This window comes from Pseudomonas mercuritolerans, from assembly GCF_025706525.1.
Lineage (GTDB): Bacteria > Pseudomonadota > Gammaproteobacteria > Pseudomonadales > Pseudomonadaceae > Aquipseudomonas > Aquipseudomonas mercuritolerans.
This window is the reverse complement of sequence record NZ_JAMSHA010000009.1, coordinates 43,384-70,211: the sequence shown is the minus strand read 5'-3', so window position 1 is coordinate 70,211 and position 26,828 is coordinate 43,384. Positions and strand designations below refer to the sequence as shown.

Annotated in this window: 27 protein-coding genes and 4 tRNA genes; 18 read left to right on the top strand and 13 right to left on the bottom strand. The window is 60.6% G+C overall.

What is annotated here, in order from left to right; all coding sequences use genetic code 11:
* The first annotated feature begins 69 nt into the window (after positions 1–69).
* Positions 70–1,014 carry a 4-hydroxy-3-methylbut-2-enyl diphosphate reductase gene (ispH, locus tag ND528_RS23255; protein WP_137215615.1) on the top strand — a complete coding sequence of 315 codons (945 nt, stop codon included), beginning with the start codon at positions 70–72 and terminating at the stop codon, positions 1,012–1,014.
* Here the strand turns inward: ispH and ND528_RS23250 are convergent.
* Complete coding sequence (locus ND528_RS23250; RefSeq protein WP_263471321.1) at positions 971–1,540, bottom strand: GspH/FimT family pseudopilin; 570 nt, start codon at positions 1,538–1,540, stop codon at positions 971–973. The genes ispH and ND528_RS23250 overlap by 44 nt on opposite strands.
* Positions 1,541–1,670: 130 nt before the next feature.
* Between ND528_RS23250 and ND528_RS23245 the strand changes: the two genes are divergently transcribed.
* Genes ND528_RS23245 through thiO form a run of 7 tightly spaced genes read left to right on the top strand, consistent with a single transcriptional unit; the run spans position 1,671 to position 8,442 of the window.
* Positions 1,671–2,144, top strand: coding sequence for a GspH/FimT family pseudopilin (locus tag ND528_RS23245; RefSeq protein WP_263471320.1), 474 nt, complete (start codon positions 1,671–1,673; stop codon positions 2,142–2,144).
* Positions 2,141–2,590: a type IV pilus modification protein PilV gene (gene pilV / locus ND528_RS23240; protein WP_016773132.1), complete on the top strand. Its 450-nt coding sequence runs from the start codon at positions 2,141–2,143 to the stop codon at positions 2,588–2,590. Before ND528_RS23245 ends, pilV begins: the two co-directional genes overlap by 4 nt.
* Positions 2,587–3,300, top strand: coding sequence for a PilW family protein (locus tag ND528_RS23235; RefSeq protein ID WP_263471319.1), 714 nt, complete (start codon positions 2,587–2,589; stop codon positions 3,298–3,300). Before pilV ends, ND528_RS23235 begins: the two co-directional genes overlap by 4 nt.
* A gap of 11 nt (positions 3,301–3,311) precedes the next feature.
* Positions 3,312–3,791: a pilus assembly PilX family protein gene (locus tag ND528_RS23230; protein ID WP_016773134.1), complete on the top strand. Its 480-nt coding sequence runs from the start codon at positions 3,312–3,314 to the stop codon at positions 3,789–3,791.
* Positions 3,778–6,867 (top strand): pilus assembly protein, encoded by a 3,090-nt coding sequence (locus ND528_RS23225; protein ID WP_263471318.1) that lies wholly within the window; start codon positions 3,778–3,780, stop codon positions 6,865–6,867. Before ND528_RS23230 ends, ND528_RS23225 begins: the two co-directional genes overlap by 14 nt.
* A 15-nt stretch (positions 6,868–6,882) precedes the next feature.
* On the top strand, positions 6,883–7,284 hold the full coding sequence (locus tag ND528_RS23220; protein ID WP_122706060.1) for a type IV pilin protein: 402 nt from the start codon (positions 6,883–6,885) through the stop codon (positions 7,282–7,284).
* A 57-nt stretch (positions 7,285–7,341) separates the two neighbouring features.
* Complete coding sequence (thiO, locus tag ND528_RS23215; RefSeq protein WP_212617166.1) at positions 7,342–8,442, top strand: glycine oxidase ThiO; 1,101 nt, start codon at positions 7,342–7,344, stop codon at positions 8,440–8,442.
* A 92-nt stretch (positions 8,443–8,534) separates the two neighbouring features.
* Here the strand turns inward: thiO and ND528_RS23210 are convergent, their stop codons facing one another.
* From ND528_RS23210 to ND528_RS23195, 4 genes are all read right to left on the bottom strand, one after another.
* Positions 8,535–9,881: a sigma-54-dependent transcriptional regulator gene (locus ND528_RS23210; RefSeq protein WP_263471317.1), complete on the bottom strand. Its 1,347-nt coding sequence runs from the start codon at positions 9,879–9,881 to the stop codon at positions 8,535–8,537.
* The gene (locus tag ND528_RS23205) at positions 9,878–11,458 is read right to left on the bottom strand and encodes a sensor histidine kinase (RefSeq protein WP_263471316.1); all 1,581 of its coding nucleotides are present in this window, start codon (positions 11,456–11,458) and stop codon (positions 9,878–9,880) included. Before ND528_RS23205 ends, ND528_RS23210 begins: the two co-directional genes overlap by 4 nt.
* On the bottom strand, positions 11,448–11,681 hold the full coding sequence (locus tag ND528_RS23200; protein WP_016773138.1) for a PP0621 family protein: 234 nt from the start codon (positions 11,679–11,681) through the stop codon (positions 11,448–11,450). Before ND528_RS23200 ends, ND528_RS23205 begins: the two co-directional genes overlap by 11 nt.
* A 126-nt stretch (positions 11,682–11,807) precedes the next feature.
* Positions 11,808–12,824: an outer membrane protein assembly factor BamD gene (locus tag ND528_RS23195; protein ID WP_016773139.1), complete on the bottom strand. Its 1,017-nt coding sequence runs from the start codon at positions 12,822–12,824 to the stop codon at positions 11,808–11,810.
* A 151-nt stretch (positions 12,825–12,975) separates the two neighbouring features.
* Between ND528_RS23195 and rluD the strand changes: the two genes are divergently transcribed.
* The 8 genes from rluD (at position 12,976) to ND528_RS23155 (ending at position 19,853) form a co-directional block, all read left to right on the top strand.
* A complete protein-coding gene (gene rluD, locus ND528_RS23190; RefSeq protein ID WP_042610487.1) occupies positions 12,976–13,938 on the top strand; it encodes a 23S rRNA pseudouridine(1911/1915/1917) synthase RluD in 963 nt (320 codons plus the stop codon).
* Positions 13,935–14,657 carry a peptidoglycan editing factor PgeF gene (gene pgeF / locus ND528_RS23185; protein ID WP_263471315.1) on the top strand — a complete coding sequence of 241 codons (723 nt, stop codon included), beginning with the start codon at positions 13,935–13,937 and terminating at the stop codon, positions 14,655–14,657. Before rluD ends, pgeF begins: the two co-directional genes overlap by 4 nt.
* Positions 14,658–14,787: 130 nt before the next feature.
* Positions 14,788–17,352: an ATP-dependent chaperone ClpB gene (gene clpB, locus ND528_RS23180; RefSeq protein WP_130910958.1), complete on the top strand. Its 2,565-nt coding sequence runs from the start codon at positions 14,788–14,790 to the stop codon at positions 17,350–17,352.
* 297 nt (positions 17,353–17,649) lie between these two features.
* Positions 17,650–17,725 (top strand) — tRNA-Asn (locus tag ND528_RS23175).
* Positions 17,726–17,734: 9 nt separating this feature from the next.
* Positions 17,735–17,811, top strand: a tRNA-Pro gene (locus ND528_RS23170).
* A gap of 5 nt (positions 17,812–17,816) precedes the next feature.
* A tRNA-Lys gene (locus ND528_RS23165) sits at positions 17,817–17,892 on the top strand.
* A 97-nt stretch (positions 17,893–17,989) separates the two neighbouring features.
* Positions 17,990–18,066, top strand: a tRNA-Pro gene (locus ND528_RS23160).
* A 161-nt stretch (positions 18,067–18,227) separates the two neighbouring features.
* Positions 18,228–19,853, top strand: coding sequence for a methyl-accepting chemotaxis protein (locus ND528_RS23155; protein ID WP_263471314.1), 1,626 nt, complete (start codon positions 18,228–18,230; stop codon positions 19,851–19,853).
* A 156-nt stretch (positions 19,854–20,009) separates the two neighbouring features.
* On the opposite strand, the gene ND528_RS23150 is transcribed toward ND528_RS23155, so the two are convergent.
* The 4 genes from ND528_RS23150 to ND528_RS23135 form a co-directional block, all read right to left on the bottom strand.
* The gene (locus ND528_RS23150) at positions 20,010–21,308 is read right to left on the bottom strand and encodes an NAD(P)/FAD-dependent oxidoreductase (protein ID WP_016773144.1); all 1,299 of its coding nucleotides are present in this window, start codon (positions 21,306–21,308) and stop codon (positions 20,010–20,012) included.
* Positions 21,309–21,374: 66 nt separating this feature from the next.
* Complete coding sequence (locus tag ND528_RS23145) at positions 21,375–21,548, bottom strand: DUF3094 domain-containing protein (RefSeq protein ID WP_007909875.1); 174 nt, start codon at positions 21,546–21,548, stop codon at positions 21,375–21,377.
* Positions 21,549–21,599: 51 nt separating this feature from the next.
* Positions 21,600–22,127, bottom strand: a complete 528-nt coding sequence (locus tag ND528_RS23140) for an MOSC domain-containing protein (protein ID WP_160768590.1) — start codon at positions 22,125–22,127, stop codon at positions 21,600–21,602.
* Complete coding sequence (locus ND528_RS23135; RefSeq protein WP_007909887.1) at positions 22,124–22,750, bottom strand: DUF1780 domain-containing protein; 627 nt, start codon at positions 22,748–22,750, stop codon at positions 22,124–22,126. Before ND528_RS23135 ends, ND528_RS23140 begins: the two co-directional genes overlap by 4 nt.
* Before the next feature lie 190 nt (positions 22,751–22,940).
* Between ND528_RS23135 and ND528_RS23130 the strand changes: the two genes are divergently transcribed.
* Together ND528_RS23130 and ND528_RS23125 are read left to right on the top strand one after the other, a co-directional pair.
* Positions 22,941–23,630 (top strand): energy-coupling factor ABC transporter permease, encoded by a 690-nt coding sequence (locus ND528_RS23130; RefSeq protein ID WP_130911375.1) that lies wholly within the window; start codon positions 22,941–22,943, stop codon positions 23,628–23,630.
* A gap of 65 nt (positions 23,631–23,695) precedes the next feature.
* Positions 23,696–23,911, top strand: a complete 216-nt coding sequence (locus ND528_RS23125) for a hypothetical protein (protein ID WP_016773148.1) — start codon at positions 23,696–23,698, stop codon at positions 23,909–23,911.
* 7 nt (positions 23,912–23,918) lie between these two features.
* Here the strand turns inward: ND528_RS23125 and yacG are convergent, their stop codons facing one another.
* The 4 genes from yacG to ND528_RS23105 are packed head-to-tail and all read right to left on the bottom strand — an operon-like array spanning position 23,919 to position 26,827.
* Positions 23,919–24,119: a DNA gyrase inhibitor YacG gene (gene yacG, locus ND528_RS23120; protein ID WP_016773149.1), complete on the bottom strand. Its 201-nt coding sequence runs from the start codon at positions 24,117–24,119 to the stop codon at positions 23,919–23,921.
* Positions 24,116–24,739, bottom strand: coding sequence for a dephospho-CoA kinase (gene coaE, locus ND528_RS23115; RefSeq protein WP_130887103.1), 624 nt, complete (start codon positions 24,737–24,739; stop codon positions 24,116–24,118). Before coaE ends, yacG begins: the two co-directional genes overlap by 4 nt.
* A complete protein-coding gene (locus ND528_RS23110) occupies positions 24,736–25,608 on the bottom strand; it encodes a prepilin peptidase (protein WP_263471313.1) in 873 nt (290 codons plus the stop codon). Before ND528_RS23110 ends, coaE begins: the two co-directional genes overlap by 4 nt.
* A 1-nt stretch (position 25,609) precedes the next feature.
* Positions 25,610–26,827, bottom strand: coding sequence for a type II secretion system F family protein (locus ND528_RS23105; RefSeq protein ID WP_212617158.1), 1,218 nt, complete (start codon positions 26,825–26,827; stop codon positions 25,610–25,612).
* Position 26,828: the final 1 nt, after the last annotated feature.

The following is a 26,828-nucleotide window of genomic DNA, read 5'->3' as shown; positions in this document are numbered from 1 at the left end:
CCTTCGCGAGCAGGCTCGCTCCCACAGTCTGTTTTCCATTGTTTTCGCGCGCAAGACACGAGGCACAGCATGCAAATCAAACTCGCCAACCCCCGTGGCTTCTGCGCCGGTGTGGACCGGGCGATCGAAATCGTCAACCGCGCCCTGGAAGTCTTCGGGCCGCCGATCTATGTGCGTCACGAAGTGGTGCACAACAAGTTTGTCGTCGAAGACCTGCGCAGCCGTGGCGCGATTTTCGTCGAAGAGCTCGATCAGGTACCCGATGACGTGATCGTCATCTTCAGCGCCCACGGTGTTTCGCAAGCCGTACGCAACGAAGCCGCCGGTCGTGGCCTGAAGGTTTTCGATGCAACCTGCCCGCTGGTCACCAAGGTGCACATCGAAGTCGCCAAATACAGCCGCGACGGTCGCGAGTGCATCCTGATCGGCCACGCCGGTCACCCGGAAGTCGAAGGCACCATGGGCCAGTACGATGCGAGCAATGGCGGCGCGATCTACCTTGTCGAAGACGAGAAGGACGTGGCCGAATTGCAGGTGCGCGATCCGGAAAGACTCGCCTTCGTCACCCAGACCACGTTGTCGATGGACGACACCAGCCGCGTTATCGATGCCCTGCGCACGCGCTTCCCGGCCATTGGTGGTCCGCGCAAGGACGACATCTGCTACGCCACCCAAAACCGCCAGGACGCCGTCAAGCAGCTGGCCGACGAGTGCGACGTGGTACTGGTGGTGGGCAGCCCGAACAGCTCCAACTCCAACCGTCTGCGTGAACTGGCTGAGCGCATGGCGACCCCGGCGTACCTGATCGACGGTGCCGAGGACCTGCAACAGAGCTGGTTCGACGGCGTCGAGCGCATCGGCATTACCGCTGGCGCCTCGGCGCCGGAAGTGCTGGTCCGGGGCGTGATTCAGCAATTGCAGGCCTGGGGCGCGACTGGTGCCGACGAGCTGGCTGGCCGTGAGGAGAACATCACGTTCTCGATGCCGAAAGAGCTGCGCGTCCGTTCGATCTGACGCTTCTGCTTTTGTCGCACAGCGCCTGCTCGGTTTCCTGACTGTTCAGGCGCACGCGACCGGTCGCCGCCAGCACGATCTGCCGCTGGCTGACCGGTTCGCGCGGCGAGCAGACGTGTATCGTCCCCGCCTGAAATCGCCGCCCCGGCATCAGCGGCTGCCCCAAATGACTGAACCGCACATAGCGGCTCACCCACCAGTTGCCGACAATCGGCACCTTCGCCTCACTGGCGCGTTCAACCAGCAGCGGATTGCTGCTGTCCTCCGGCCCCTTGCCGCTAAGATCCAGAATGATTCGCCAACCCTGACTCCAGTCGCCGTCAATGCCATGGATCACCACACTTTGATTGTGGGTCATAGCCAGGGTGCGAGCGTTGCGGATACCTTCGAGCAGCGACTGCGCCGCGTGGTCGCGTTGAGTCGCCTGTTTGAGTGCAGCGAACGCCGGGCTGACCAGCAGCAGAACAATTGCGCCAATCGCCAGTCCCATAAGCAGTTCAATCAGGCTGAAACCGTGTTGCGGCATGAAAAATCCCTCCGTGGAATGGTGTGAGCGGCGCATTCCGTGCGCCGCGCAGGGCAAATCAGTCGGCGGGTGCCGAGCGAATGTTCTAGCGTGTAAGAGCAGGTATAGCCGACGGCAACGGAGGGGACCGATGGATCTTCGTACAAAAGGTTTCACGCTGGTCGAGTTGCTGGTCGCCATTGCGGTGTTCCTGATACTGATCACGCTGGCGGTGCCGGCCTTTACCCGTACGATCCAGAGCAGCAAGGCGGATACCGAAGTCGGCGACTTGCAGCGCGCGATCAATTTCGCTCGCCTCGAAGCGATCAATCGCGGCATGACCACGCGATTGCGTCCGACCGCTGGCGGCAGTGTCTGGACCGGTGAGCTGGCGGTCTACGACAGCACTGGCAATCCGGCCAATGTGTTGCGGGTTGTTCCAGAGATGAGCAGCGGCGCGATTCTGACACTACCCTCAGGAGTGACCGCACTGGATTTCAACAACCTCGGCGGTCTGGCGGCACCGTCGACGGCGGTGGTCATCGGTTACACGCTGGGCACGCAAAGCAGGACGCTGAACGTGTGTTTGAACGGACGCATTCAACTGGGTGGAAATTGCGGATGAGGGCAGGGAGCAAAAACGCACAGGAGGGCATGACGCTGATCGAAGTGCTGGTCGCGCTGCTGATTCTGACCGTCGGGCTGTTGGGTGCAGCGGCGGTGCAGCTCAATGCGCTGAAGTACACCGACAGTTCGCGGATGACCAGTCAGGCCAGCTTCATCGCCTATGACATGATGGATCGCATCCGCGCCAATTCCGGCGCCAACTACACCGTCACGCCACCGACCTCGGGCAATCTCAGTAATGCGCGGGACCAGGACCTCTACGACTTCACCACCAACATCGCCAACTTCGGCGGCCCGACCGCGACAGGCAGCATCACCCTCAATCAACGGGTCTACACAATCACCATTACCTGGAGCGACGCGCGCGCGGCGAACGCTGCAAGTGCCCAGCGCAGTTTCGTCCTGACCAGCCGGGCGGCGGTCGATCCGGTGGCGACACCATGAAGCGCTGCAACCGTGGTTTCGGCCTGATCGAGTTGCTGATTGCTCTGGCTTTAGGGTTGATCGTCGTACTCGGTGTGGTGCAGATTTTCATCGCCGCAAAAAACACTTACGTCAGTCAGAACAGCGCCGCGGCGATGCAGGAAGACGCGCGCTTCGTCCTCAGCAAAATGATTCAGGAAATCCGTATGGTCGGCATGTTCGGCTGCCTCGGCACCATCGTCGACTCCAGCTCAGCAGGGGATTTCAACACTGCGCAACTCACTCCGATCAACTGGGACAACGCCAGTCTCAAGCTGACCCTGGTCACCGCCGATGTCGGCAGCGGCGGGGGAACGCCGACCTGGACGGTGATTTCCGATTGCCGCAACAGCGCGGTCGCCTACAGCGGATTGCGCAGCCCGACCACGGGGCAGATCGCGTTCCCGATCCGGCGTCTGATCTACAGCTTCAGTAACAACCAGATTCTCATGGGCACCGGCAGCGGCAATCCGGCGCAGCAAGTGCTGGTGAACAATGTCAGCGCCTTCAACGTCACCTTCGGCTTGGCCAGCTCGGCGACCGACGTCGCAGCCTCGACCTACAGCAGCAACCCTGGCGATCCCGCGCGCATCCGCAGTGTGCGCCTGAGCCTGACCCTCACCGACCCGAACAATCGGGTGCGCAATCAAACCTTCAACGTGGTTGCGGCATTGCGCAATCGCTTGCCATGAGGGGGGCGGCGATGAGGATTTCCTTGCAGCAACGTCAGGCCCAGCGCGGCATGGTCTTGTTGGTCAGCCTAGTGTTTCTGCTGTTGCTGACATTGATCGGTTTGTCCTCGATGCAGAGCGCCAACCTGCAAGAGAAAATGGCAGGCAGCGTAAGTCTGCGCAATCAATCATTTCAGGCGGCCGAAGCGGCGTTGCGTGTGGGCGAAAGCGCAGTACAACTGGACAGTTATTCGTTGGCGGTGTGCAGCGGCACGAGCCAATGTCTGCCGCCGGCCGAATCGTCATCGGTCAGCTCGGCAGGTTTCAATTCGACCTCCGGGGTGACCTGGATCGCTGCCGGTAATGGCTTTTATGGCGTGCAGAACATCGGCACGACCCTGACGGCGGTGAACGTGCCGAGCAACACCTCGGCAACCTTGTATCGAGTCACTGCGGTCGGCATCGCCGGCAATTCGCGTAGCGTGGTGGAGAGTGTCTATGCGAAGTATTGAGCACGGCGCCTCGCTGCTGGTCGGCATGCTGCTGAGTTTCTATCTGGCGGCGCCGGCCTGGGCATTCACGCCGTCTGATTCGCCATTGCTGAGCGCGGCAGCGGTGGCGCCGAACGTGATGCTGCTGATCGATGATTCCGGCAGTATGAACAGCATCATCTACGCCGCCGGATTCGACCCGAACGTCAACCGCACTCCCGCTAGACAGTGCAATGCCTTCCTCGGATTGTGCTCTGCACTCAATGCGCCGCAGATTACCGGCGACTTGGTGTTTCTATCGAGCCTGCCGACTTCCGGTTGCTCGGGAGGCGCCTATGCGTTCTACAACAACAGCGTGGCGCCGTTGTGCCTCAAGCTCCCCGACCCCGTAGGCAACGAGAACACTCGGTATTCCGCCGATTACATTTCCTACATAGTCAGCCTGGCCATCAGCAACGGCACCCGCGACTTCACCACCGGGGCGATCCCCAACGATTACCGGATGAACGTCGCGCGCAACGTTTCCACCGCACTGGTGAGCAGCAACCGCACCTTGCGCATGGGCCTGTCGACGTTCAATCCGGCCACCAGCACCAACCCGGGCAATGGCGGCTTTATTGCCCGCTCGATCACCGACCTGTCGCCGGTGACCGGCAGCGTGACCCAAGCCCAGGCGGACACGAACTACAACGCGCTGATTTCATCGATCAATGGCTTGAACGCAGTCGCCAATACGCCGTTGGCCGAGAGCTACTACGAAGTCACTCGCTATATGCGTGGTCTGGCGCCTTACTACAACGGCACGCCGGCGACCTATACCAGCCCGATTCAATATCGCTGCCAGAAAAACTACGGCGTGGTGATTACCGACGGCTTGCCGACCTACGATCGTACTTTCCCCACCAACGATCCGCTGGGAGGCAGTCGCTTACCGAACTGGGATGGCGTGAATAACGATGGCGACAACCTCAACGGTGACGGCGAAGGTGACACGCTGTATCTGGATGACATTGCCAAATTCGCCTTCGACATCGACATGCGCTCGACCGGCACCGACGCCGCCGGCAAAAGCTGGAACGCAGTGGATTTTCCCAGGCAGTACATGAACACCTATACGGTTGGCTTCGCTGCGGATAATGACATGTTGTCCGACGCCGCCAGTTACGGGCAGGGCAGGTATTACCAGGCGACCGACAGCTCCGGGCTCAATGCGGCGTTATCGTCAGCACTGAGCGATATCACTTCCAAGGCCGGCTCCGGTGGTGCCGGCGTCGCCAGCAGCAGCACCTTGACCAGTGGCAGCAGTTTTTACCAGACCACTTACGATCCCAAGGATTGGCGCGGCACGATCAGGTCGTTCGGCTTTACCTTGACAGGCACGGTGAATACCTCGGCGGCGCAATGGTCGACCGACACCACTATCGTGCCCTCTGCCACCGCGCCGACTTTTCAGTCATGGAACACGTTGAGCAATACGCCAATTGCCCTGGCACTCCTCAACTTTTCCCCGACACAGCAGACTACGCTGAATCAGGGATTGCCTACCGGAATCAACGGCAATGATCTGGTGGAGTGGAGCAAGGGGACCAACAAGGCCGGGCTCAAAGTGCGCACTGCGCTGCTCGGCGACATCATCAATTCGCCGCTGGTACTCGCGTCGCCTTCGGACAAGACCGCATCCGATCTGACGGGTGACAGCAGTTACACCAACTACCTGACCACCAAGGCTGCGAACATGAATACCAGCCTGGTGGTGAACGCCAACGACGGTTTCGTCAACGTGATCAATTCGGCGAACGGCACTCGCCGTTATGCCTACATGCCCTCCAGCGTGCTGCCTTCCTTGCGTCTGATCGCGGACACCAACTACGTCAACGGCGTCAGCCACAAGTTTCTCGTGGACGGTCAGGTCGGCGTGTTCGATGCGCAGGCCGGCACTACCTGGAAAACCCTGGCCATTGGCGGAACGGGGGCGGGTGGCAAAACCTTCTATGGGTTGCAGCTGTTCGATGCCTCGGCAGGTAACGTGATCAAGGCACTGTGGGAAGTCAGTGCGCCGGCCACGGCCAATGCGTCGAATGCTTTCAATGATCTGGGTTACGCCTTCGCCCGTCCGGAAGTGGCACGCTTGGCCAATGGTCGCTGGGCGACATTCATCGCCAACGGCTACGGCAGCAATTCGGGGGTTGCGGCTTTGTATGTACTGGATGCAATGGATGGTTCGCTGATCAGGAAAATCGTCATCGACAGCACGGAAACCAGCAACGGTCTGTCTTCGGTAAAACTCAGGGTCAATTCCTCGAACGTGGTGCAGGCTGCCTACGCTGGTGACCTGAAGGGGCGTATGTGGAAATTCGACTTGAGCGCACCCGGGGCAGAAAGCTGGGGCGTGGCGTTTGCCGGCAAGCCTTTGTTTACAGCCCCGGGTGGGGCAACGCAGCCGATTACTGCGCAACCGCTGCTGGCGGATAATCCGCAGGGCGGCAAGCAAGTGTTCTTTGGCACCGGCAAGTTCAACGAGACTGCCGACAAGAGCAACAAGGATCTGCAGGCGTTCTATTCGATCTGGGATGCAGAGGGTGGTGCCGGGCAAATCACCGTCAGCAGTTTGCAGGCGCAGGCGATTACCGGCTCGTTCTCCGGAAGTTCCGGGCAGTTTCTGACCACCAGCCAGAATGAAACGACGTATCCGGCAGAGAAAGGCTGGTATCTGCCGCTGGTGTATAACAACGTGCTGACCGGTGAGCGCGTGATCAACCAAGCCAGTATTGTTTTAGGGCGAGTTGTTTTCACCACTGCCAGCGTCGATACCACCGACCCGTGTTCGAGCTTTGGTACGGGCCGACTGGTCGAACTGGATGCGTTCAACGGTAAGATGCTCAACTATGCCGTGATCGACACCACCGGCGACCGTTTGGTCGACAGCAACGATACGATATCCAGCGGCGTGATTTTTACCGGCGGCATTCCGACCCTGAACTTCATCTCCGCTAACGGCGAGCGCAAGGGCACGACTGACACCAGCGGCGCGGTCACGGTCATTGTGGAAAAGGGTGGCGGCGGCAGCCGTCGTATCATGTGGCGACAAATCCAGTAAGCGAGAATTTGAGGCATGCGCAGATCCAGCCGAGGCTTTACCCTGATCGAGATCATGATCGTCATCGCGATTATCGGGATCATCCTCACCATCAGCATTCCCAGCTACAACGAATACGTGAAGAAGGGCCGTCGCGCCGAAGTAGTCTCGCTGCTCTCGGAGCAGGCACAGACCCTCGAACGCTTCTATACCCGCAACAATGTCTACACCGGCGTCACCGGGCTGAGCACGGGCAATGATTTCTACACCATCACCCCGACGCTGACCGACCAGACCTTTGTGCTGACTGCGGTGCGTAAAACCGGCTCGGCCATGGCGACCGACAAGTGCGGGGATTTCACCCTGACCAACACCGGCGTGCGAAGCATGAACAACGCGACCACCGGAGTGACCGCCAAGGATTGCTGGGGCCGCTGACGCATTCTTTTTCGGGCGCCTTTTGCGCCCACTGTCTTTTTTACGGTTGGATCAAACATGACCAGGCAACAGCAAGTGGTGATTGTCGGTGGCGGGGTGATTGGCCTGCTCACTGCCTACAATCTTGCCTCCGAAGTGCGCAGCGTAGTGCTGCTGGATCGCTCGAATGTCGGCCGGGAGTCATCCTGGGCTGGCGGCGGCATCGTTTCGCCGTTGTACCCGTGGCGCTACAGTCCGGCAGTCACCGCGCTGGCGCATTGGTCGCAGGATTTTTATCCACAGCTCGGCGAGCGCTTGTTTGCCGACACGGGGGTTGATCCTGAGGTGCACACCACAGGTCTTTATTGGCTCGATCTGGACGATGAGGCCGAAGCGCTGGCCTGGGCCGAGCGGGAAAACCGGCCGCTGCGGGCTGTGGATATCTCGGCGGCGCATGACGCGGTGCCGGTGCTCGGCAGCGGTTTCAGCCGGGCGATCTACATGGCCGATGTCGCCAACGTGCGCAATCCACGGCTGGTCAAATCGCTGAAAGCCGCGCTGCTGGCGCTGCCGAACGTGACGATTCATGAACAATGCGAAGTCAGTGGCTTCGTCCGCGAGGGCGAGCGCGTGGTCGGCGTGCAGACTCCGACGGGCGTGATCAACGGCGACCAGATTGTGCTGACAGCGGGGGCGTGGAGCGGTGATCTGCTCAAGACGCTGAACCTGTCGCTGCCGGTCGAGCCGGTCAAAGGCCAGATGATTCTCTACAAGTGCGCGGCTGATTTCCTGCCGAGCATGGTGCTGGCCAAAGGGCGTTATGCGATCCCGCGTCGCGACGGTCACATTCTGATCGGCAGCACGCTGGAGCACGAAGGTTACGACAAGACCCCGACCGACATAGCGCTGCAAAGCCTCAAGGCCTCGGCGATCGAATTGTTGCCGGCGCTGGCGGATGCCGAAGTGGTCGGACACTGGGCGGGGCTGCGGCCGGGGTCGCCGGAAGGCATTCCGTTTATTGGCCGGGTGCCCGGGTTCGAGGGGTTGTGGCTGAACTGCGGGCATTACCGCAACGGGCTGGTGCTGGCGCCGGCGTCGTGTCAGTTGTTTGCCGACGTGATGCTGGGGCGGGCGCCGATTATTGATCCGGCGCCGTATGCCCCTGAGGGCCGTATTTAGTCAGAGGCTGGTAGACCGCCTTCGCGAGCAGGCTCGCTCCCACAGGAATACTCATTCCAAATGTGGGAGCGAGCCTGCTCGCGAAGGGGCCTTTAATCCAGGCCCAACTTCTTCAGTCGATAGCGCATCGACCTGAACGAAAGACTCAACCGCTGCGCCGCCGCCGTGCGGTTCCAGCGGGTTTCCTCCAATGCCTGCAAAATCAGTTTGCGCTCGACGCTCTCCAGATAATCCTCGAGGTTGTCGATCTGTGTCAGATCGGCCATCGCCCCGTCCGCCGTGCAATTGCCTTCGCTCAAGCGCAGATCCTGCGCCTCGATCGTGCGGTTTTCACACAGGGTGTGCGCGCGTTCGAGAACGTTCTCCAGTTCGCGCACATTGCCGGGGAAGCGATAGTTCTTTAGCGCCTCCAGCGCTTGCGAATGCAGGCGTGCTTCGGGTTGTCCGGTGTCTTTGGCCAGGCGCTTGAGCACGTGCATGGCAAGCGCCTCGATGTCGTCGCGGCGTTCGCGCAGGGACGGTACGCGCAGTTCGATGACGTTGAGCCGGTAATACAGATCCTGGCGGAAACGCTCGGCTGAAACTTCGGCTTCAAGGTCTTTGTGGGTGGCGCAAAGGATGCGCACATCCACCACCGTTTCCTGCTGGCCGCCGACGCTGCGCACGGCTTTTTCCTGAATCGCCCGCAGCAGCTTCACCTGCATCGACAGTGGCAGGTCGGCGACTTCATCGAGAAACAGGGTGCCGCCATGGGCCGCTTGAAACAGCCCCGGCTTGTCTTCGACGGCTCCAGTGAAACTGCCTTTGCGGTGGCCGAAGAACTCGCTTTCCATCAGCTCTGACGGAATCGCCCCGCAGTTCACCGGCACAAACGGCTGGCTGGCGCGCGGACCTTGTTCGTGGATCAGGCGTGCGACCAGTTCTTTGCCGCTGCCGGATTCACCACTGATGTACACCGGCGCCTGACTGCGTGCGAGCTTGTCGATCTGCTTGCGCAGATTGGCCATCGGCGGCGAGTCGCCCAGCAAGCGTCGCTCGATTGCCGTGCTCAAGCCGCCCGCTGTCGGCAGGCGCAGCGCCGAGCTGACCAGTTCGCGCAAGCGCGGCAGTTCCACCGGTTTGGTGAGGAAGTCGAACGCCCCGGCCTTCAGCGCATTGATCGCAGTTTCCAGGCTTCCGTACGCCGTGATCATCGCCACCGGCAAGTGTGGAGCGCGTTGCTGAATGTGTTGCACCAGTTCCAGCCCGGTGCCGTCGGGCAGGCGCATGTCGGTCAGGCACAGGTCAAAGTGCTCGCGCTGCAACAGCGCCTGAGCTTCGCCCAGATTGCGTGCGCTGAAGGTTTCGAGTTTCATCCGTCCCAGGGTGATTTCCAGGAGCTCGCGGATATCCGGTTCGTCGTCGACGATTAGAATTTTTTGCCGTGGGCTTGTATTCAACTTTGTTTCCGTCCGTGAGCAAAAGTGATGCGAAAGCAGCCGCCGCCTTGGCGTGATTTGAAGTCTAGGCGTGCCTGGTTGCTTTCGCACAGCTCACGGGACAGATAAAGGCCGAGACCGGTGCCTTGGCTGCTGGTAGTGAAGAACGGCTCAAACAGATGCGCCTGTTCCTCGGCCGACACGCCGGGGCCGTTGTCCTGCACTTCGAGCACTGCCAATTGGCTTTCGGGGTCGACGAACAGTGCCAGCCAGACGTCGGCCTGCTCGTGCAGTTGCGCACTGTGACGCCAGGCGTTGCGGATCAGATTGTCGAGAATCTGCCGCAATTGGTTGGGGTCCATCAGCGTGGTGAAATCGCCGGAATTGATTCGCAGATGAATGTGCTGGCGCTCGTTGGCCTGCTCGCGGATTTCGCCGACGAAGTCTTCCACCCACGGCTTGAGGTCCAGCCGTTGCGGCGCGCTTTGCTGGCGGCGGGACAGTTGCAGGACGTTTTCGATGACTCGGTTCATGCGCTGGGAGTGGTCTTGAATAATCTGCGTCAGACGCCGATCTGCGCTATCGAGTTCCTCGGACTCGGCCAACAGCTGCGCGGCATGACTGATCGCGCCCAGTGGATTGCGAATTTCATGGGAGATGCCGGCGGTCAAACGCCCGAGCGCAGCGAGCTTGAGTTGCTGCGCCTGTTGGGTGATTTGCGCCAGGTCTTCGAGAAACACCAGCGTCTGCTGGTTCGGACTCTGCTCAAGGGCGATGAAGCTGGGTTGCAGCTCAAGGCCATTGCCGGGGATTTTCAGGCTCTGCGGGCGCAAGGTCGGGTTGTTGCGCCACAGTTGCAGACGCTCGACCAGTGCTGGCGAATATTCGTCGATCAAATGACCTTGCAGGTGACTATGGCCGAGCAGACTCTGCGCACTGTGATTGGCCAGTTGCACCCGGCGTTGCTCGTCGAGCACTAGAATCCCCGTGCGCATGCGTTGCAGGATCAATGCGTTCAGCGCCTCCAGGCTGACCACCTCGCTGGCGCGCTGTTCGGCCAGGGTCTCGCTGACTTCGAGGCGACGAATCAACCCTTGCACCAGCAGCGAGGCGGCAAAGCACAGCGCGCCGAGGGTGCCGGCTTGCAAGTAGGCATTAGCGCTCAAAGGGCGGCTGAGCCCCAGCAGAAAGCTCAGGCCGACAATGCCGATCGCCGCAATGGCGGCAATCAGCAGGCCGATGCGTCGGCGCAGCAGGGTGTTGCTGATCGCCACCGAGACCACCAGCAAATTGCCCAGCGCACTGGCCACGCCGCCCGCCGCGTAGAACAGGCCGCACAACAGCAGCACATCGACAAGCGCCAGGGAGAACAACTGCGCCGGGCGCCGGGTGTTTTCGAGGAACACCACCAGCAGCATGTTGATGATCAGGTACAGCCAGCTGCCGCCGCGCAGCAGATCGTCGTTGGCCGACGTCAGCAGGCTGTTGTCCATGTTGCTGGAGATCAGCAGCACCAGGGTGATGCCGACACTTAACCGGTACAGGTGATAAAGGCGCAGCAGACGCTGAGCCTGTTTTTGGTCGGTCTCAGCGACCACTGGCGCCCGGGCCTTGCTCGAGATGAGCCTGGCTGCAATACCACAGTTGCTGGTTGCCCAGGGCGCGGTCGCGGGGCAGGTGCACACCGCAGTGGGCGCAGCGCACCATCGGCGGCGCGTCCTGTTCGCGCGGCGATCGGGTGGACGAGGCGGGGGCCTTGAATTTGCGCCAGAGCCAGATGGCGGCGAAGATCAGGGCAATCCAGAACAATAAACGAAGCATGATGAGCGGCTTTTCGACTGATGATCCGGCAGTTTAGCCAAGGACCCGATCAGCGCACAGCCTATTAAAGCGCGGCAATAAAAAAGGGTGATCCGCAGATCTCCCTTTTTCGTACAGCCGGTGTGATCAGTCGAACACGCCGAAGGTCATGTAGCTGAACCACGAGCGATCGGTGTCGCTGGATTCCGGCTCTGGCTCTTCGATCACGTCGCCGTTCTCGTCCTTAGGCTTGAGCTCGTTCGGGATTGCATCTTTCGCGTCCTGGAACTGCTTCTGCACGTCCTGGTTGGCGCGGGTTTCGCCCGGCGGCAGCGGTGGACGCGATTCGATCAGGCCCAGAGTCGCCTTGCTCAGGAACGAACGGTTGTCGGCCTCGGCTACGCGTGGCACGAACTGGCCATCCTGCAGGCTCGGGTGATCCGGGTAGTTGAGCTTCAGGGTTTCCAGGCTGGTGGCCGCCAGATCGTCGAGATGCAGACGCTGGTAAGCCTCGGTCATCACCGCCAGGCCGTCGCCTACCGATGGGGTTTCCTGGAAGTTCTCGACCACGTACTTGCCACGGTTGGCAGCGGCTACATAAGCCTGACGGGTCAGGTAGTAGTCAGCGACGTGAATCTCGTAGGCCGCCAGCAGGTTGCGCAGGTAGATCATGCGCTGCTTGGCGTCCGGCGCGTAGCGGCTGTTCGGGTAGCGGCTGGTCAGCTGCGCGAACTCGTTGTACGAGTCACGGGCGGCGCCAGGGTCACGCTTGGTCATGTCCAGCGGCAGGAAGCGCGCCAGCAGACCGACGTCCTGGTCGAACGAGGTCAGACCCTTGAGGTAGTACGCGTAATCCACGTTCGGATGCTGCGGATGCAAACGAATGAAACGCTCGGCGGCGGACTTTGCAGCTTCCGGCTCGGCGTTCTTGTAGTTGGCGTAGATCAACTCCAGCTGAGCCTGATCGGCGTAGCGACCGAACGGATAACGCGACTCCAGAGCCTTCAGCTTGGCTGTGGCGCTGGTGTAGCTGTTGTTGTCCAGATCAGTCTGAGCCTGCTGATACAGCTCGGCTTCGCTGAGGTTTTCGTCTACGACTTCCTTCGATGAGCAAGCAGCGGTCAATGCGAGGATGGCGATCAGCAGCAGGTGTTTCACTTGCATGGCGGCTTGCGTCCCTATGACGGCCGCTGTCTTGGGCGGGGCCGTCCTGTTATGATGAGCGCCCCGTTGAAAAGCCTCGGGGCAAAAGACGCCGTATTTAACCACAAGCGCGCAGCCGAAACCAAAGGCTGTGCCGACGCCCAGTCCGAGCATGTCCGATAAAATTGAACTTCGCGCAGAGGTGCCGTCCGAATTGGGCGGCCAACGCCTCGATCAAGTCGCCGCCCAACTCTTCGCTGAGCACTCACGCTCGCGCCTTTCCGCCTGGATCAAAGAAGGTCGCCTGACTGTGGACGGGGCGGTGATCCGCCCGCGCGACATTGTGCATGGCGGTGCCATCCTTGAGCTGACTGCCGAGCAGGAAGCCCAGGGCGAGTGGATCGCCCAGGACATCGAGCTCGACATCGTCTATGAAGACGACGACATCCTGGTGATCAACAAGCCTGCGGGCCTGGTGGTGCACCCGGCTGCCGGTCATGCCGATGGCACCCTGCTCAACGCTTTGTTGCACCATGTGCCGGACATCATCAATGTCCCGCGCGCCGGTATCGTGCATCGTCTGGACAAGGACACCACCGGTCTGATGGTGGTGGCCAAGACCATTCAGGCGCAGACCAAGCTGGTCGCACAATTGCAGAGCCGCAGCGTCAGCCGTATCTACGAGTGCATCGTCATTGGCGTGGTCACCGCCGGTGGCAAGATCAATGCGCCGATCGGTCGTCACGGCCAGCAACGCCAGCGCATGGCAGTGATGGAAGGCGGCAAGCCTGCCGTCAGCCATTACCGCGTGCTCGAGCGTTTCCGTTCCCACACTCATGTGCGGGTGAAGCTGGAAACCGGTCGGACCCACCAGATTCGCGTGCACATGGCGCACATCAACTTCCCGTTGGTCGGCGATCCGGCCTACGGCGGGCGTTTCCGCATTCCGCCTGCGGCCAACCCGACCATGGTGGAATCGCTCAAGCACTTCCCTCGTCAGGCGCTGCACGCGCGCTTCCTTGAACTCGATCACCCGACGAGCGGCGAGCGCATGAGCTGGGAATCGCCACTGCCGGAAGATTTCGTCTGGCTGCTGACCCTGCTCAAGCAGGATCGCGAGGCCTTCGTCGGATGAACTGGCTGACGCCGGACTGGCCTGCGCCGGCCAGCGTCAGGGCCTGTGTCACCACCCGCGAGGGTGGTGTCAGCGAGGCGCCGTTCGACAGCCTCAATCTGGGTGATCACGTCGATGATCGCCCGCAAGCGGTGGCCGAAAATCGTCGCCGCTTGACCGAACACTTCTCCATACAGCCTGCCTGGTTGCAGCAAGTGCACGGGATCACCGTTGCCCATGCTGATCCGGGCATCGTTGCGACTGCAGATGCCAGTTGGACGGCAACGCCGGGTGTTGCCTGTGCGGCGATGACGGCAGACTGTTTGCCGGCATTGTTCTGCGATCGTGCCGGCACGCGTGTCGCGGCCGCTCATGCCGGTTGGCGTGGTCTGGCGGCGGGCGTGCTTGAGGCAACTCTCGACAGCCTCGATGTTGCACCTGAAGACGTGCTGGTCTGGCTCGGTCCGGCGATTGGTCCGCAAGCATTTGAAGTCGGCGCGGAAGTACGCGACGTCTTCGTCAAACAGTTGCCGGAAGCGGCGACAGCCTTCGTGCCGAGCCACAATCCCGGCAAGTTCATGGCCGACATCTATCACCTGGCGCGCCTGCGTCTGGCTGAACGCGGTGTTACCGCTGTTTATGGTGGCGGTTTCTGCACCGTGACCGATCCGCGCTTCTTTTCTTACCGCCGTGCGTCGCGCACCGGTCGTTTCGCCTCTCTTGTTTGGCTCACCCGCTAAACTCTCTGATCTGCATCAACTCTCCGACGCTTGAATCTCCCAGAATCGACCGCATCTACAGTGGTATCTGGCAGGTTTCTTTATTCAGGATGGTTTCTTAGGTCCGGCCTGCTCAAAAGGAAGGTGACCCATGCGTATTGACCGTTTAACCAGTAAATTACAGTTGGCCCTGTCCGACGCCCAGTCGTTGGCGGTTGGCCACGATCATCCGGCCATCGAGCCGGCGCACTTGATGCAGGCCATGCTTGAACAGCAGGGCGGTTCGATCAAGCCGCTGCTGATGCAGGTAGGCTTCGACGTCAACAGCTTGCGTAAAGAGCTGACCAAAGAGCTAGACCAATTACCGAAAATCCAGAACCCGACCGGCGACGTCAACATGTCGCAGGATCTGGCGCGCCTGCTCAATCAGGCCGATCGCCTGGCTCAGCAGAAGGGCGACCAGTTCATCTCCAGCGAACTGGTGCTGCTCGCCGCGATGGACGAGAACAGCAAGCTCGGCAAGTTGCTGCTCGGCCAAGGCGTGAGCAAAAAAGCCCTGGAAAACGCGATCAACAACCTGCGTGGGGGCGAAGCGGTAAATGACGCCAACCACGAAGAATCGCGTCAGGCCTTGGACAAATACACCGTCGACCTGACCAAGCGCGCCGAAGACGGCAAGCTTGATCCGGTGATCGGCCGTGACGACGAGATCCGCCGCACCATTCAGGTTCTGCAACGCCGCACCAAGAACAACCCGGTGCTGATCGGTGAGCCTGGCGTGGGTAAAACCGCGATCGCCGAAGGGCTGGCGCAGCGCATCATCAACGGCGAAGTGCCGGACGGCCTTAAAGGCAAGCGCCTGCTGTCGCTGGACATGGGCGCGCTGATCGCCGGCGCCAAGTATCGCGGCGAGTTCGAAGAGCGCCTGAAAGGCTTGCTCAACGAGCTGTCGAAGCAGGAAGGGCAGATCATTCTGTTCATCGACGAACTGCACACCATGGTCGGCGCCGGTAAGGGCGAAGGCTCGATGGACGCCGGCAACATGCTCAAGCCTGCGCTGGCTCGCGGCGAGTTGCACTGCGTCGGCGCGACCACGCTCAACGAGTATCGCCAATATATAGAGAAGGACGCGGCGCTCGAGCGGCGTTTCCAGAAAGTCCTGGTGGACGAGCCGAGCGAAGAAGACACCATCGCGATTCTGCGTGGCCTTAAAGAGCGTTACGAGGTTCACCACAAGGTGGCGATCACCGACGGCGCGATCATTGCCGCGGCGAAACTCAGCCATCGCTACATCACGGATCGGCAGTTGCCGGACAAGGCCATCGACTTGATCGATGAGGCCGCCAGCCGTATCCGCATGGAGATCGACTCCAAGCCGGAAGTGCTCGATCGTCTGGAGCGGCGCCTGATTCAGTTGAAAGTGGAATCCCAGGCGCTGAAGAAAGAAAGCGACGACGCAGCGAAGAAACGCCTGGAAAAACTCCAGGAAGAAATCGAGCGTCACGAGCGTGAGTACTCCGATCTGGAAGAAATCTGGAACTCGGAAAAAGCCGAGGTGCAGGGTTCTGCGCAGATCCAGCAGAAGATCGAACAGTCGCGCCAGGAACTGGAAGCCGCACGCCGCAAAGGCGACCTGAATCGCATGGCCGAGTTGCAGTACGGGGTGATCCCCGATCTGGAGCGCAGCCTGCAAATGGTCGACCAGCACGGCAAGAGCGAAAACCAGTTGCTGCGCAGCAAGGTAACTGAGGAAGAGATTGCCGAAGTCGTGTCGAAGTGGACCGGCATCCCGGTGTCGAAGATGCTCGAAGGCGAGCGCGACAAGCTGATGAAGATGGAGAGCCTGTTGCACAAACGGGTGATCGGTCAGGAAGAAGCGGTCGTTGCAGTGGCCAACGCCGTACGGCGTTCCCGCGCCGGGTTGTCCGACCCGAATCGTCCGAGCGGCTCGTTCATGTTCCTCGGCCCGACCGGTGTCGGTAAAACCGAGCTGTGCAAGGCCTTGGCCGAGTTCCTCTTCGATACCGAAGAGGCGATGGTGCGGATCGACATGTCCGAGTTCATGGAGAAACATTCCGTGGCTCGTCTGATCGGTGCGCCACCAGGCTACGTCGGCTACGAAGAGGGCGGCTACCTGACCGAAGCGGTGCGTCGCAAGCCGTACTCGGTGATCCTCATGGACGAAGTCGAGAAGGCGCACCCGGATGTGTTCAACATCCTTCTGCAAGTGCTTGAGGATGGCCGGCTGACCGACAGTCACGGGCGTACGGTGGACTTCCGCAACACGGTAATCGTGATGACGTCCAACCTCGGGTCGATGCAGATCCAGGAACTGGTCGGTGATCGTGAAGCGCAGCGGGCCGCCGTGATGGACGCGCTGACGTCGCACTTCCGTCCGGAGTTCATCAACCGGGTCGACGAGGTGGTGATCTTCGAGCCGCTGGCGCGGGAGCAGATCGCCGGGATTACCGAGATCCAGTTGGGTCGTCTGCGCAGCCGTCTGGCCGAGCGCGAGCTGAAGCTGGAACTGAGCCCTGAGGCGATGGACAAGCTGATCGCCGTCGGTTACGACCCGGTGTATGGCGCACGTCCTTTGAAACGGGCGATCCAGCGCTGGATCGAAAACCCGCTGGCGCAGTTGATCCTGTCGGGTCATTTCATGCCGGGCGACACCGCCACCGGCAAGGTCGAGAACGACGAAATCGTTTTCGGCTAAGCCTCAGCGGCAATGAAACCGGGAAGGCCTCGCATTGCGAGGCCTTTTTTTCGCCAGGCTGTTGAACTCAAAGGAAAAGGCTTGTAAAGTGCGCCCCGCAGTCAGTCACCGGCAGCGTTTCAACCCACCGGGTTGGAATCTGAAATAAGTTGCAAATCATTAACTTGAAAGCAATTTAGGGGGTTGACAGAGGTGTTCTAGGTTGTAGAATAGCGCGCCTCAGACACACGAACGCAGCGATGCGAACGGGTGGCGAGATGCAACAAAGCTTCACCGTTGTAAATTGAAATATGTAGTTCCGTGATAGCTCAGTCGGTAGAGCAAATGACTGTTAATCATTGGGTCCCAGGTTCGAGTCCTGGTCACGGAGCCAATTTCAAACCGGGGTATAGCGCAGTCCGGTAGCGCGCCTGCTTTGGGAGCAGGATGTCAGGAGTTCGAATCCCCTTACCCCGACCATATTTGGGTCGTTAGCTCAGTTGGTAGAGCAGTTGGCTTTTAACCAATTGGTCGTAGGTTCGAATCCCACACGACCCACCATTTTTGAAACCAGTTTGCGCTGGGATCGAATCTTAAGATCAGAGGCCAAAAGCGCTGATCGAAGAAGGCGATCTTTGAAAGGTCGCCTTTTTTTTACCGGGGTATAGCGCAGTCCGGTAGCGCGCCTGCTTTGGGAGCAGGATGTCAGGAGTTCGAATCCCCTTACCCCGACCATATTGAAAATCCTCGTATCGAAAGATACGGGGATTTTTTTTGTCTGCCGAAAGGCGAATCTCTTCAAGTCGTCATACAACCTGCCGATAGCCCGCTAACAAGAGGGGACTGCCAACGCTTCGCCCCTTGATCTGGCCATTACAAGAATAAGGGCGTTCGTCATGTTGCTTCGTCAGTTGAATATTGCTCCCCGGGCTGCCCTGGGTTTTGCCCTGATCGCGGTGTTGGTGGCCTTGCTCGGCGTGTTTGCGCTGGGGCAGATGTCGAGCATCCGCGACAGTGAGGTGGCGGTGGAGAACCGCTGGTTGCCGAGCATCCGTGGCGGCGACGAGATCCGTGAACTGATGCTGCGCATCCGCACTATCTCCCTGCGCATGGCGCTCGATCAGGATCCGGCCAATATCGCCACCTATCGCGGCCAGATGGACACCCGCGACAAGGAGCTGAGCGAAAAAATCGCAGCCTACGACAAACTGGTCGACACTGCCGAAGGTCAGCAGCTGTATGACCAGTTCAAGAAAACCTTCGCCGCCTATCGCACTGGCATTGCCCAGTCATTCACCCTTGCCGAGCAAGGCAAGCGTGACGAGCTGACCAAATTGCTCCTGGTTGACATGAAGACCGTGGTCGACGGCTCCGGCAAACAACTCAATGATCTCGCCGATCTGTTCGCCCGCCAGGTCGCTGCCGAAAGCGAGAAGTCCGCCGCGCATTATGAAACCTCGCGCACCATCGTTACTCTTTTCATTGCCTTGGCAGCGCTGGCCACGGTGGCGCTGGCGATGTTGCTCACGCGCAGTATCGTGCGCCCGCTGAGCAGCGCGGTGGATGCCGCCGAAAGTGTCGCCAAGGGCGATCTCACCCGACCGATCGAAACCCATGGCAACGACGAAGTCAGCCGCTTGCTCAAAGCCCTCGCGACGATGCAACAGAACCTGCGCGAGACGCTGCAGGGTATCAGCGGCTCAGCCACACAACTGGCCACCGCCGCTGACGAACTGAGCGCCGTTACCGTCGACAGCACCCAAGGCTTGCAAGAGCAGAACAACGAAATCGAACAGGCCGCCACTGCGGTTAACGAGATGACCGCTGCGGTGGAGGAGATCGCGCGCAACGCGGTGTCGACGTCCGATGCCACGCGCCAGTCCAGTCAGTCGGCGCAATTGGGCCAGGAGCGCGTCAGCGAAACCGCCAGCGCGATCAATGCGCTGGCCAGTGATGTGCAGAACACCGGCGAACTGGTGCAGTCGCTGGCCAATCAGTCGCAGGACATCGGCAAGGTTCTGGACGTGATTCGCGCCATCGCCGAGCAGACCAATCTGCTGGCGCTCAACGCTGCCATCGAAGCAGCACGCGCCGGTGAAAGCGGTCGCGGCTTTGCGGTGGTAGCCGACGAAGTGCGCGCGCTGGCGTATCGCACCCAGCAATCGACGCAGGAAATCGAACAGATGGTGCAAGGCATGCGCAGCGGTTCGAGCCAGGCGCTGGAATCAATGCAGGCCAGCGCATCTCGTGCGGCGAGCACGCTGGTTCTTGCAGAGCGGGCAGGTGAGGCGTTGGTGACGATCACGGCGTCGGTGCACGAGATTCACGAGCGCAACCTGGTGATCGCCAGCGCCGCCGAGGAGCAGGCGCAAGTGGCGCGGGAAGTGGATCGCAATCTGGTGAATATTCGCGACCTGTCGGTGCGTTCGGCTGCGGGGGCTGATCAGACCAGCGCATCGAGCCACGAACTGTCGCAACTGGCCAATGCGCTGCAGGGCATGGTGCGGCGCTTCCAGCTGTGATGAACAGCGATTCATTGCAGGCCTTCGCCCACTGATTTGAGAACAGCACGAAACAATGTGGGAGCGAGCCTGCTCGCGAAGGGGCCGGATCATTCAACGACAGTGTTGACAGACCCACCGCTTTCGCGAGCAGGCTCGCTCCCACAGGTTGGCGCCTTAGTGCAGTTTCAGACGCGGTTCGGTGCCACGACCGATCTTGCTGCCCAGCATCAACATCGCCGTGCGGAACGGCCCGTACAGCGCCATCTGGTGCATACGGTACAGCGACACATAGAACATCCGCGCCAGCCAGCCTTCGAGCATGACGCTGCCGGTCAGGTTGCCCATCAAGTTACCCACAGCAGAAAAACGCGACAGTGAAATCAGCGAGCCGTAGTCGGTGTACTTGTACTCCGGCAGGGTCTTGCCTTCGATGCGCAGTTTCAGCGACTTGGCCAGCAGCGACGCCTGTTGATGCGCCGCTTGTGCCCGTGGTGGGACGTTGCGATCAGTGCCCGGTTGCGGGCACGCCGCGCAGTCACCGAAGGCAAAGATGTTTTCGTCGCGCGTGGTTTGCAGAGTCGGCAACACTTGCAGCTGATTGATGCGGTTGGTTTCCAGACCGTCGATGTCCTTGAGGAAACCCGGTGCGCGGATGCCGGCAGCCCAGACTTTCAGGCTGGCCTTGATCTCGTTGCCATCGGCGGTGATCAGGCTGTCGGCAGTCACTTCGCTGACTGCTGCGTTGGTCATCACATTGACCCCGAGCTTCTCCAGGGTCTTGTGCACCGGCCCGCTGATGCGCTCCGGCAGGGCAGGCAGCACCCGTGGGCCTGCTTCGATCAAAGTGATGTGCATGTTTTCCGGTTTGATCCGGTCCAGGCCATACGCCGCCAGTTCATGCGCCGCGTTGTGCAGCTCGGCCGCCAGTTCGACGCCAGTGGCGCCAGCACCGACGATGGCCACGCTGATCTGCTCGACCACGTCGGTCTGCCCGGCGTGGGCGCGCAGATAGTGATTGAGCAATTGCTGGTGGAAGCGCTCAGCCTGTTTGCGCGTATCGAGGAACAGACAATGCTGCGCCGCGCCCTGGGTGCCGAAATCGTTGGTGGTGCTGCCGACGCTGATCACCAGCGAGTCATAAGCTACTTCACGCGCTGGCACCAGCTCAACGCCGTTTTCGTCATAAGTTGCGGCCAGCTGGATTTTCTTCTGCGCGCGATCGAGCCCGCTCATGCGCCCAAGCTGGAACTCGAAGTGGTTCCATTTCGCCTGGGCGACATAGTTGAGTTCGTCTTCGGAGGAGTTCAGGGAACCGGCGGCTACTTCGTGCAGCAGCGGTTTCCAGATGTGGGTCAGGTTCGCGTCGACCAGCATGACGCTGGCCGTGCCGCGCTTGCCCAGAGTCTTACCCAGGCGGGTAGCCAACTCCAGACCGCCGGCGCCGCCGCCGACAATGACAATACGATGGGACATAGGGATAACTCGCAAGGTTTTGAAAGGAAATCTTTGTTGCAGTTACCCAAGCGAGCGCGAGGCTGCTCATAGCGTCAGGTAACTGATAAATCGGCTCAACAGGCCCAGACCAATGGTCACTGCCAGCACCAGCACCAGGAGCATCCACGGCCGGAAAGGCCGGCGCTCGACACGGTGTTGGGACAATTGCAGGTACTCTTCGACATGCTTTTGGTCTTCGGGGTTCAGGCGGCTGGTCATATTTGCCTCGTCAGGTAGACGTTACTGAATGAGCACAGGCTACAGCGGTTTTCAGCCCGGGTTGAACGCAGCGTAACCGCTGTCCGGAACCGGTTCGACGCACACGCTATCGTCGAGGCGAATGATGCCGCTTTGCAACACCCGGGCGGTGATCCCGCCATGCCCGCGCACGGCCTGGAAAGTGCCCGGGCCGAGATTGTTCTGCAAACGTGCACAGGGCTGACACCAGCCAGTGGTTTCGAGTATCGCCTGCCCGATGCGAAAGCGCCGCCCCTTCAGGCTAAACAAATTGATTCCGCTTATAACGAGATTGCGCCGCAGATCTTCAGGCCGGACCGGCTCGTCATCGGGACGGCCCATCAATGCATTGATCACCGCCAAGTGCTCCCACTGAATCAGCGTCACCTGTCGCGCATTGCGAACGCCCGGGCGGGCGTGGTCGCCGGTGAGCCCGGCCTCCAGCCGCGCCTCGACCGCGTCCAGCTCAAGCATCGGCCCACGGGATTCTGGACGCACACCGATCCAGCGCACGCGACCGGTTTGCGGAACCTCGGCGATCAACTGCTGCAGCGGCGTCACAGGCTTATGCCCACGTCGAACACAATGCTGCGGCCGAGGTTGCTGCGCAGAAAGTCTGGTGCGTCGGGGTGGGCGAACAACACGCGGGCGAATGTCGGGCCGACCAGCGACAGCGAGCGCCAGCCCTGACGCAGGTATTCGGTCGGTGGCGGGAAATGACTGTTGAGGTCCAGCACTTCGCGCTTGAGGCTGGCGAAGGCGATGATGTCCAGTTCACCCAGATCCATGCCGCGTTCCTTGTAGTTGTGCGCCTTCTTGCGCAGGGTCGGCGCCAGACGCAGGAGAAATTCATTGGCCGGGATGCGTTTGGGCTTGGCTTCGCGGCGCACCAGTTGGCTCAGGGAAAACGCGCTGCGCCGACGCTGCAATTCGTCGCGCCACTCGTCATTGAGACGGCGGCCTTCGTCGAGGACGAAAAAAACTTCGAAATTGGCATCGCGGAACAGCACGTCCGGCGGCTCACCGGCCGGGGCGAATTCGTCGGCGCGGTAGGGGATGTTCAGACCTTGCAGCAGGCGCTGGCAGACCCAACGCTCACGCTCCCATTTGCGGGCATTGGACAGGAACGCATTGGCCTGCTCGGCCGCGATGGTCAGCAGGCGTAAATAATCTGAATCATCCATAAGCCCAAGCTTAGCGTCCAAATGCGACAAGCAGATAGCTTTGCATCGGCTCAGACATAAACGTCGCGCGATTGCGCCCTTGTAGGAGCTGCCGAAGGCTGCGATCTTTTGCTTTTATAAACAAGATCAAAAGATCGCAGCCTTCGGCAGCTCCTACAAAAAAGCGTGTCGAGTAGCAGGTGAGGGAATCATGATCGGTGCCGAACTGCTTTCAACGGCAAGCCTGACGCTCGGCTGGCTGATTTATCTGCCGGTGCTGCTCTGGGCGATCATGCGTGCGCCATGGGTTGAGCTGTTCAGCGACAGTCGCCGGCAGCACTTGCTGTTCGGCACGGTGTTCGCGCTGTTTCTGCTGTGGCTGGTGCGCAGGGATTTCGACACCGGCGTGTCGTATCACTTCATCGGCATGACCGCGGTCACGCTGCTGCTCGATTGGCCGCTGGCGATTGTCGGCGGGCTGGTGGCGCAGATTGGCCTGGTGCTTTTGGGGCGTCAGGACCTGGCTGCGGTGGGCGTCAATGGCGCGTTGCTGATTCTGCTGCCAGTGCTGATCACCGAGTGCGTGGCTATTCTGGTCGAACGCGCGCAGCCACGAAATCCGTTCGTTTACATCTTCTGTTCCGGCTTCTTCGCCGCTGCGTTGTCAGGCCTGTTGTGCCTGATTCTGAGCCTGACGCTGCTGTGGTACGACGGCCTCTTCGCCATGCCGGAGTGGCTGGAGGATTTTGTCGGCTACCTGTGGTTGCTGCTGTTCCCCGAGGCCTTTATCAACGGCATGGTTGTCAGTGCGTTGGTGGTGTTTTGCCCGGAGTGGCTGGAGACCTTCAACCGCACCCGTTACCTTTCAGCGCCGTGGAAGGACGACGATCCGAAGTCTTGATCCACATCAAACCGGCCATGCCGCTGAGATTTCATGCTCACGCAAATCCCTTCAGGAGCATTGGCATGGGCGTTTACGAATGGGCGCGGCAGGAAACCCGGCAGAGTCTGGAGCTGGCGCAGGAAGTGGGCTTTGACCCGGGCCTGAGTTTGCGCGCCCTGCTCAGCGCCGTGGTGCAGCAGAGCAAGGCAGTGCGCAATGCCGAAGACTTGGCCGACGAGTTGCGCTTTCTCGCTGAGAACCTCGACGACAGTCAGGACTACGGCTTTATGCGGCCCTGATCAGCGATCAGTGACGCGGATCGAAATCGCCGGAGAACAACTCGTCCTCGGCATCCGGTGCGACCGGAATCTTGTGTTCTTCCGAGGCCCAGGCGCCGAGGTCGATCAATTTGCAGCGGTCGGAGCAGAACGGACGGAATTTGTTCGCCGGGGTGAATTCGACGGGGGCGCCGCAGGTTGGGCATTCAACGGTTGGAATCTGGCTCATGCTTGGCCTCCGGATAAAGTCAGATAAAAGTGATGCAGACGCTCGACCTCGCTGTGCAGCCAGGCGAGGTCGCGGTCGTTGACGATCACGTCGTCGGCACGGCTCACGCGGTCTTCACGGCTCGATTGCGCCTTGAGGATCGCCTGCACTTGTTGTTCGCTGGTCTGGTCACGCTGCAAGGTGCGTTCGATCTGCAGTTGTTGCGGCGCATCGATGACCAGAATGCGCTGGGTCATCGCGTATTGCCCGGACTCGATCAGCAAAGGTGACACCAGAATCGCGTAAGGCGATTTTGCCTGCGCCAGATGATGAGCGATTTCTTCGCCGATCAACGGATGCAACAGCGCTTCGAGCCAACGTCGCTGTTCGGGGTCTTCAAAAATCAGTTTGCGCAGGGCGGCACGGTCCAGTGTGCCGTCGGCCTGCAACACGCCGGAACCGAAATGCTCGGCGATTTTCGCCAGCGCCGGACGCCCCGGTTCGACCACCCAGCGCGCCGCATGATCGGCATCCACCACATGCACGCCCAGGTCGATGAAGTGCTGCGCCGCCGCGCTTTTGCCGCTGCCGATGCCGCCGGTCAGGCCGAGAATCCAGGGTTTTTCCACAGGGGTATTCATTTCAAACCGACAGACTGCCAATAGAAGTCGGTTATTTGACCACCCCAGAGCAAGGCAATCCAGCCGGCAATTGCCAGAAAGGGTCCGAAGGGGATCGGCGTCGAGGTTTCCTGGGCGCGCAGGCGCAGCATGACGACGCCCAAAATCGCTCCCACCAAGGATGACAACAGAATCGTCAGCGGCAGAATCTGCCAGCCACCCCAAGCGCCAAGCAAGGCCAATAGCTTGAAATCGCCATGACCGATGCCGTCCTTGCCGGTGAGCAGTTTGAACAGCCAGAACACCGACCACAGCGCCAGATAACCCGCGACCGCGCCCCACAACGCATCGGGCAACGCCACGAACACGCCGAAGCTGTTGACGATCAGCCCCAGCCACAGCAGCGGCAACACCAGCACGTCGGGCAGCAGCTGATGCTCGCAGTCGATCAGACTCATCGCCAGCAAGCCCCACGTCAGCAAAATCAGCAAAGCTGCCGGCCAGCCAAAGCCCAGATGCCAGGCGATGAATGCAGAAAGCAGGCCGCAGGCGAGTTCAGTCAGCGGGTAACGTTTGCTGATCGGCGCCGCGCAGGCCGAGCAGCGCCCGCGCAGCAACAGATAACTGAGCAGCGGAATGTTTTCCCACGGACGGATCCGGTGTCCGCAATGCGGGCACGCGGAGTGCGGCAGCATCAGGTTGTAGGTCGGCACGGGCGTTTCAGTGGGCAGGCCGAGCACATCATGGGCTTGCTGGCGCCAGTCGCGCTCGAGCATTTTCGGCAGGCGCCAGACCACAACATTGAGGAAGCTGCCGACCACCAGCCCGAGCAGCAGCGCGCTGACCACAAAGGCCAGCGGATACACGGCAAACAGTTCATCGATAGGCATGTCAGATCGCTGAGCCGAGTTGGAAGATCGGCAGGTACATGGCCACCACCAGTCCGCCGACGATGACCCCCAGCACCACCATGATGAACGGCTCCATCAGGCTGGTGAGGTTGTCGACCATGTTATCGACTTCGGCTTCATAAAAACCGGCGACCTTGTCGAGCATGTCATCCAGTGCCCCGGACTCCTCGCCAATGGCGGTCATCTGCACCGCCATATTGGGAAACACACCGGTGCTGCGCATGGAGAAGTTCAGCTGCATGCCTGTCGAAACGTCTTGCCGAACTCGGAGCACCGCGCGCTTGAATACCACATTGCCGGTGGCGCCGGCGACCGAATCCAGCGCTTCCACCAACGGCACACCCGCCGCGAAAGTGGTCGACAGGGTGCGGGCAAAACGGGCGACGGCGGACTTGTACATCAAGGTGCCCACCAGTGGCAGCTTCAGCAGCCAGGCATCGCGGCGGTCACGCAGGGCCTGCGAGGTTTTCAACGCGTGGCGAGTGCCGAAAAACGCTGCCACCAGCGCAACAAGAATCGCCCACCACCACTGCTGCATGAACTCCGACAGGCTGATGATCATCAGGGTGAAGCCCGGCAGTTCGGCGCCGAACCCGGAAAACACCGACTGGAACTGCGGCACCACTTTGACCAGCAGAATGCCGGTCACCACAGCCGCCACCAGCACCACGGCGGTGGGGTAGGTCATGGCTTTCTTGATCTTGGCCTTGAGCGCTTCGCTTTTTTCCTTATAGGTGGCCACCCGTTCGAGCAAGGTGTCGAGGGCACCGGACTGTTCGCCGGCGTCGACCAGGTTGCAGTACAACTCGTCGAAGTATTGCGGCTTCTTGCGCAGGGCTGTGGCGAAACTGTTACCGGCCGCGACCTCCTGTTTGACCTCGTCGACCAGTTTGCGCATGGCCGGATTTTCGAAGCCTTCACCGATAATGTCGAAGGACTGCAACAGCGGCACGCCGGCCTTCATCATGGTTGCCATCTGCCGGGTGAACAGGGCGATGTCCTGCGGCTTGATGCGTTTGCCCAAGCTCAGCAGGGACGCGGATTTCTTGCGCACCTTGCCCGGGTTGATCCCCTGTTTGCGCAGCTGCGCCTTGATCAGCGCGGGGTTCTGCCCGCTCAGTTCGCCAGTGACCTTGCTGCCTTTGCGGTCGGTGCCTTCCCAGGCGTAAACGCTGACTTTCGCTGCCTTGACCGCCATG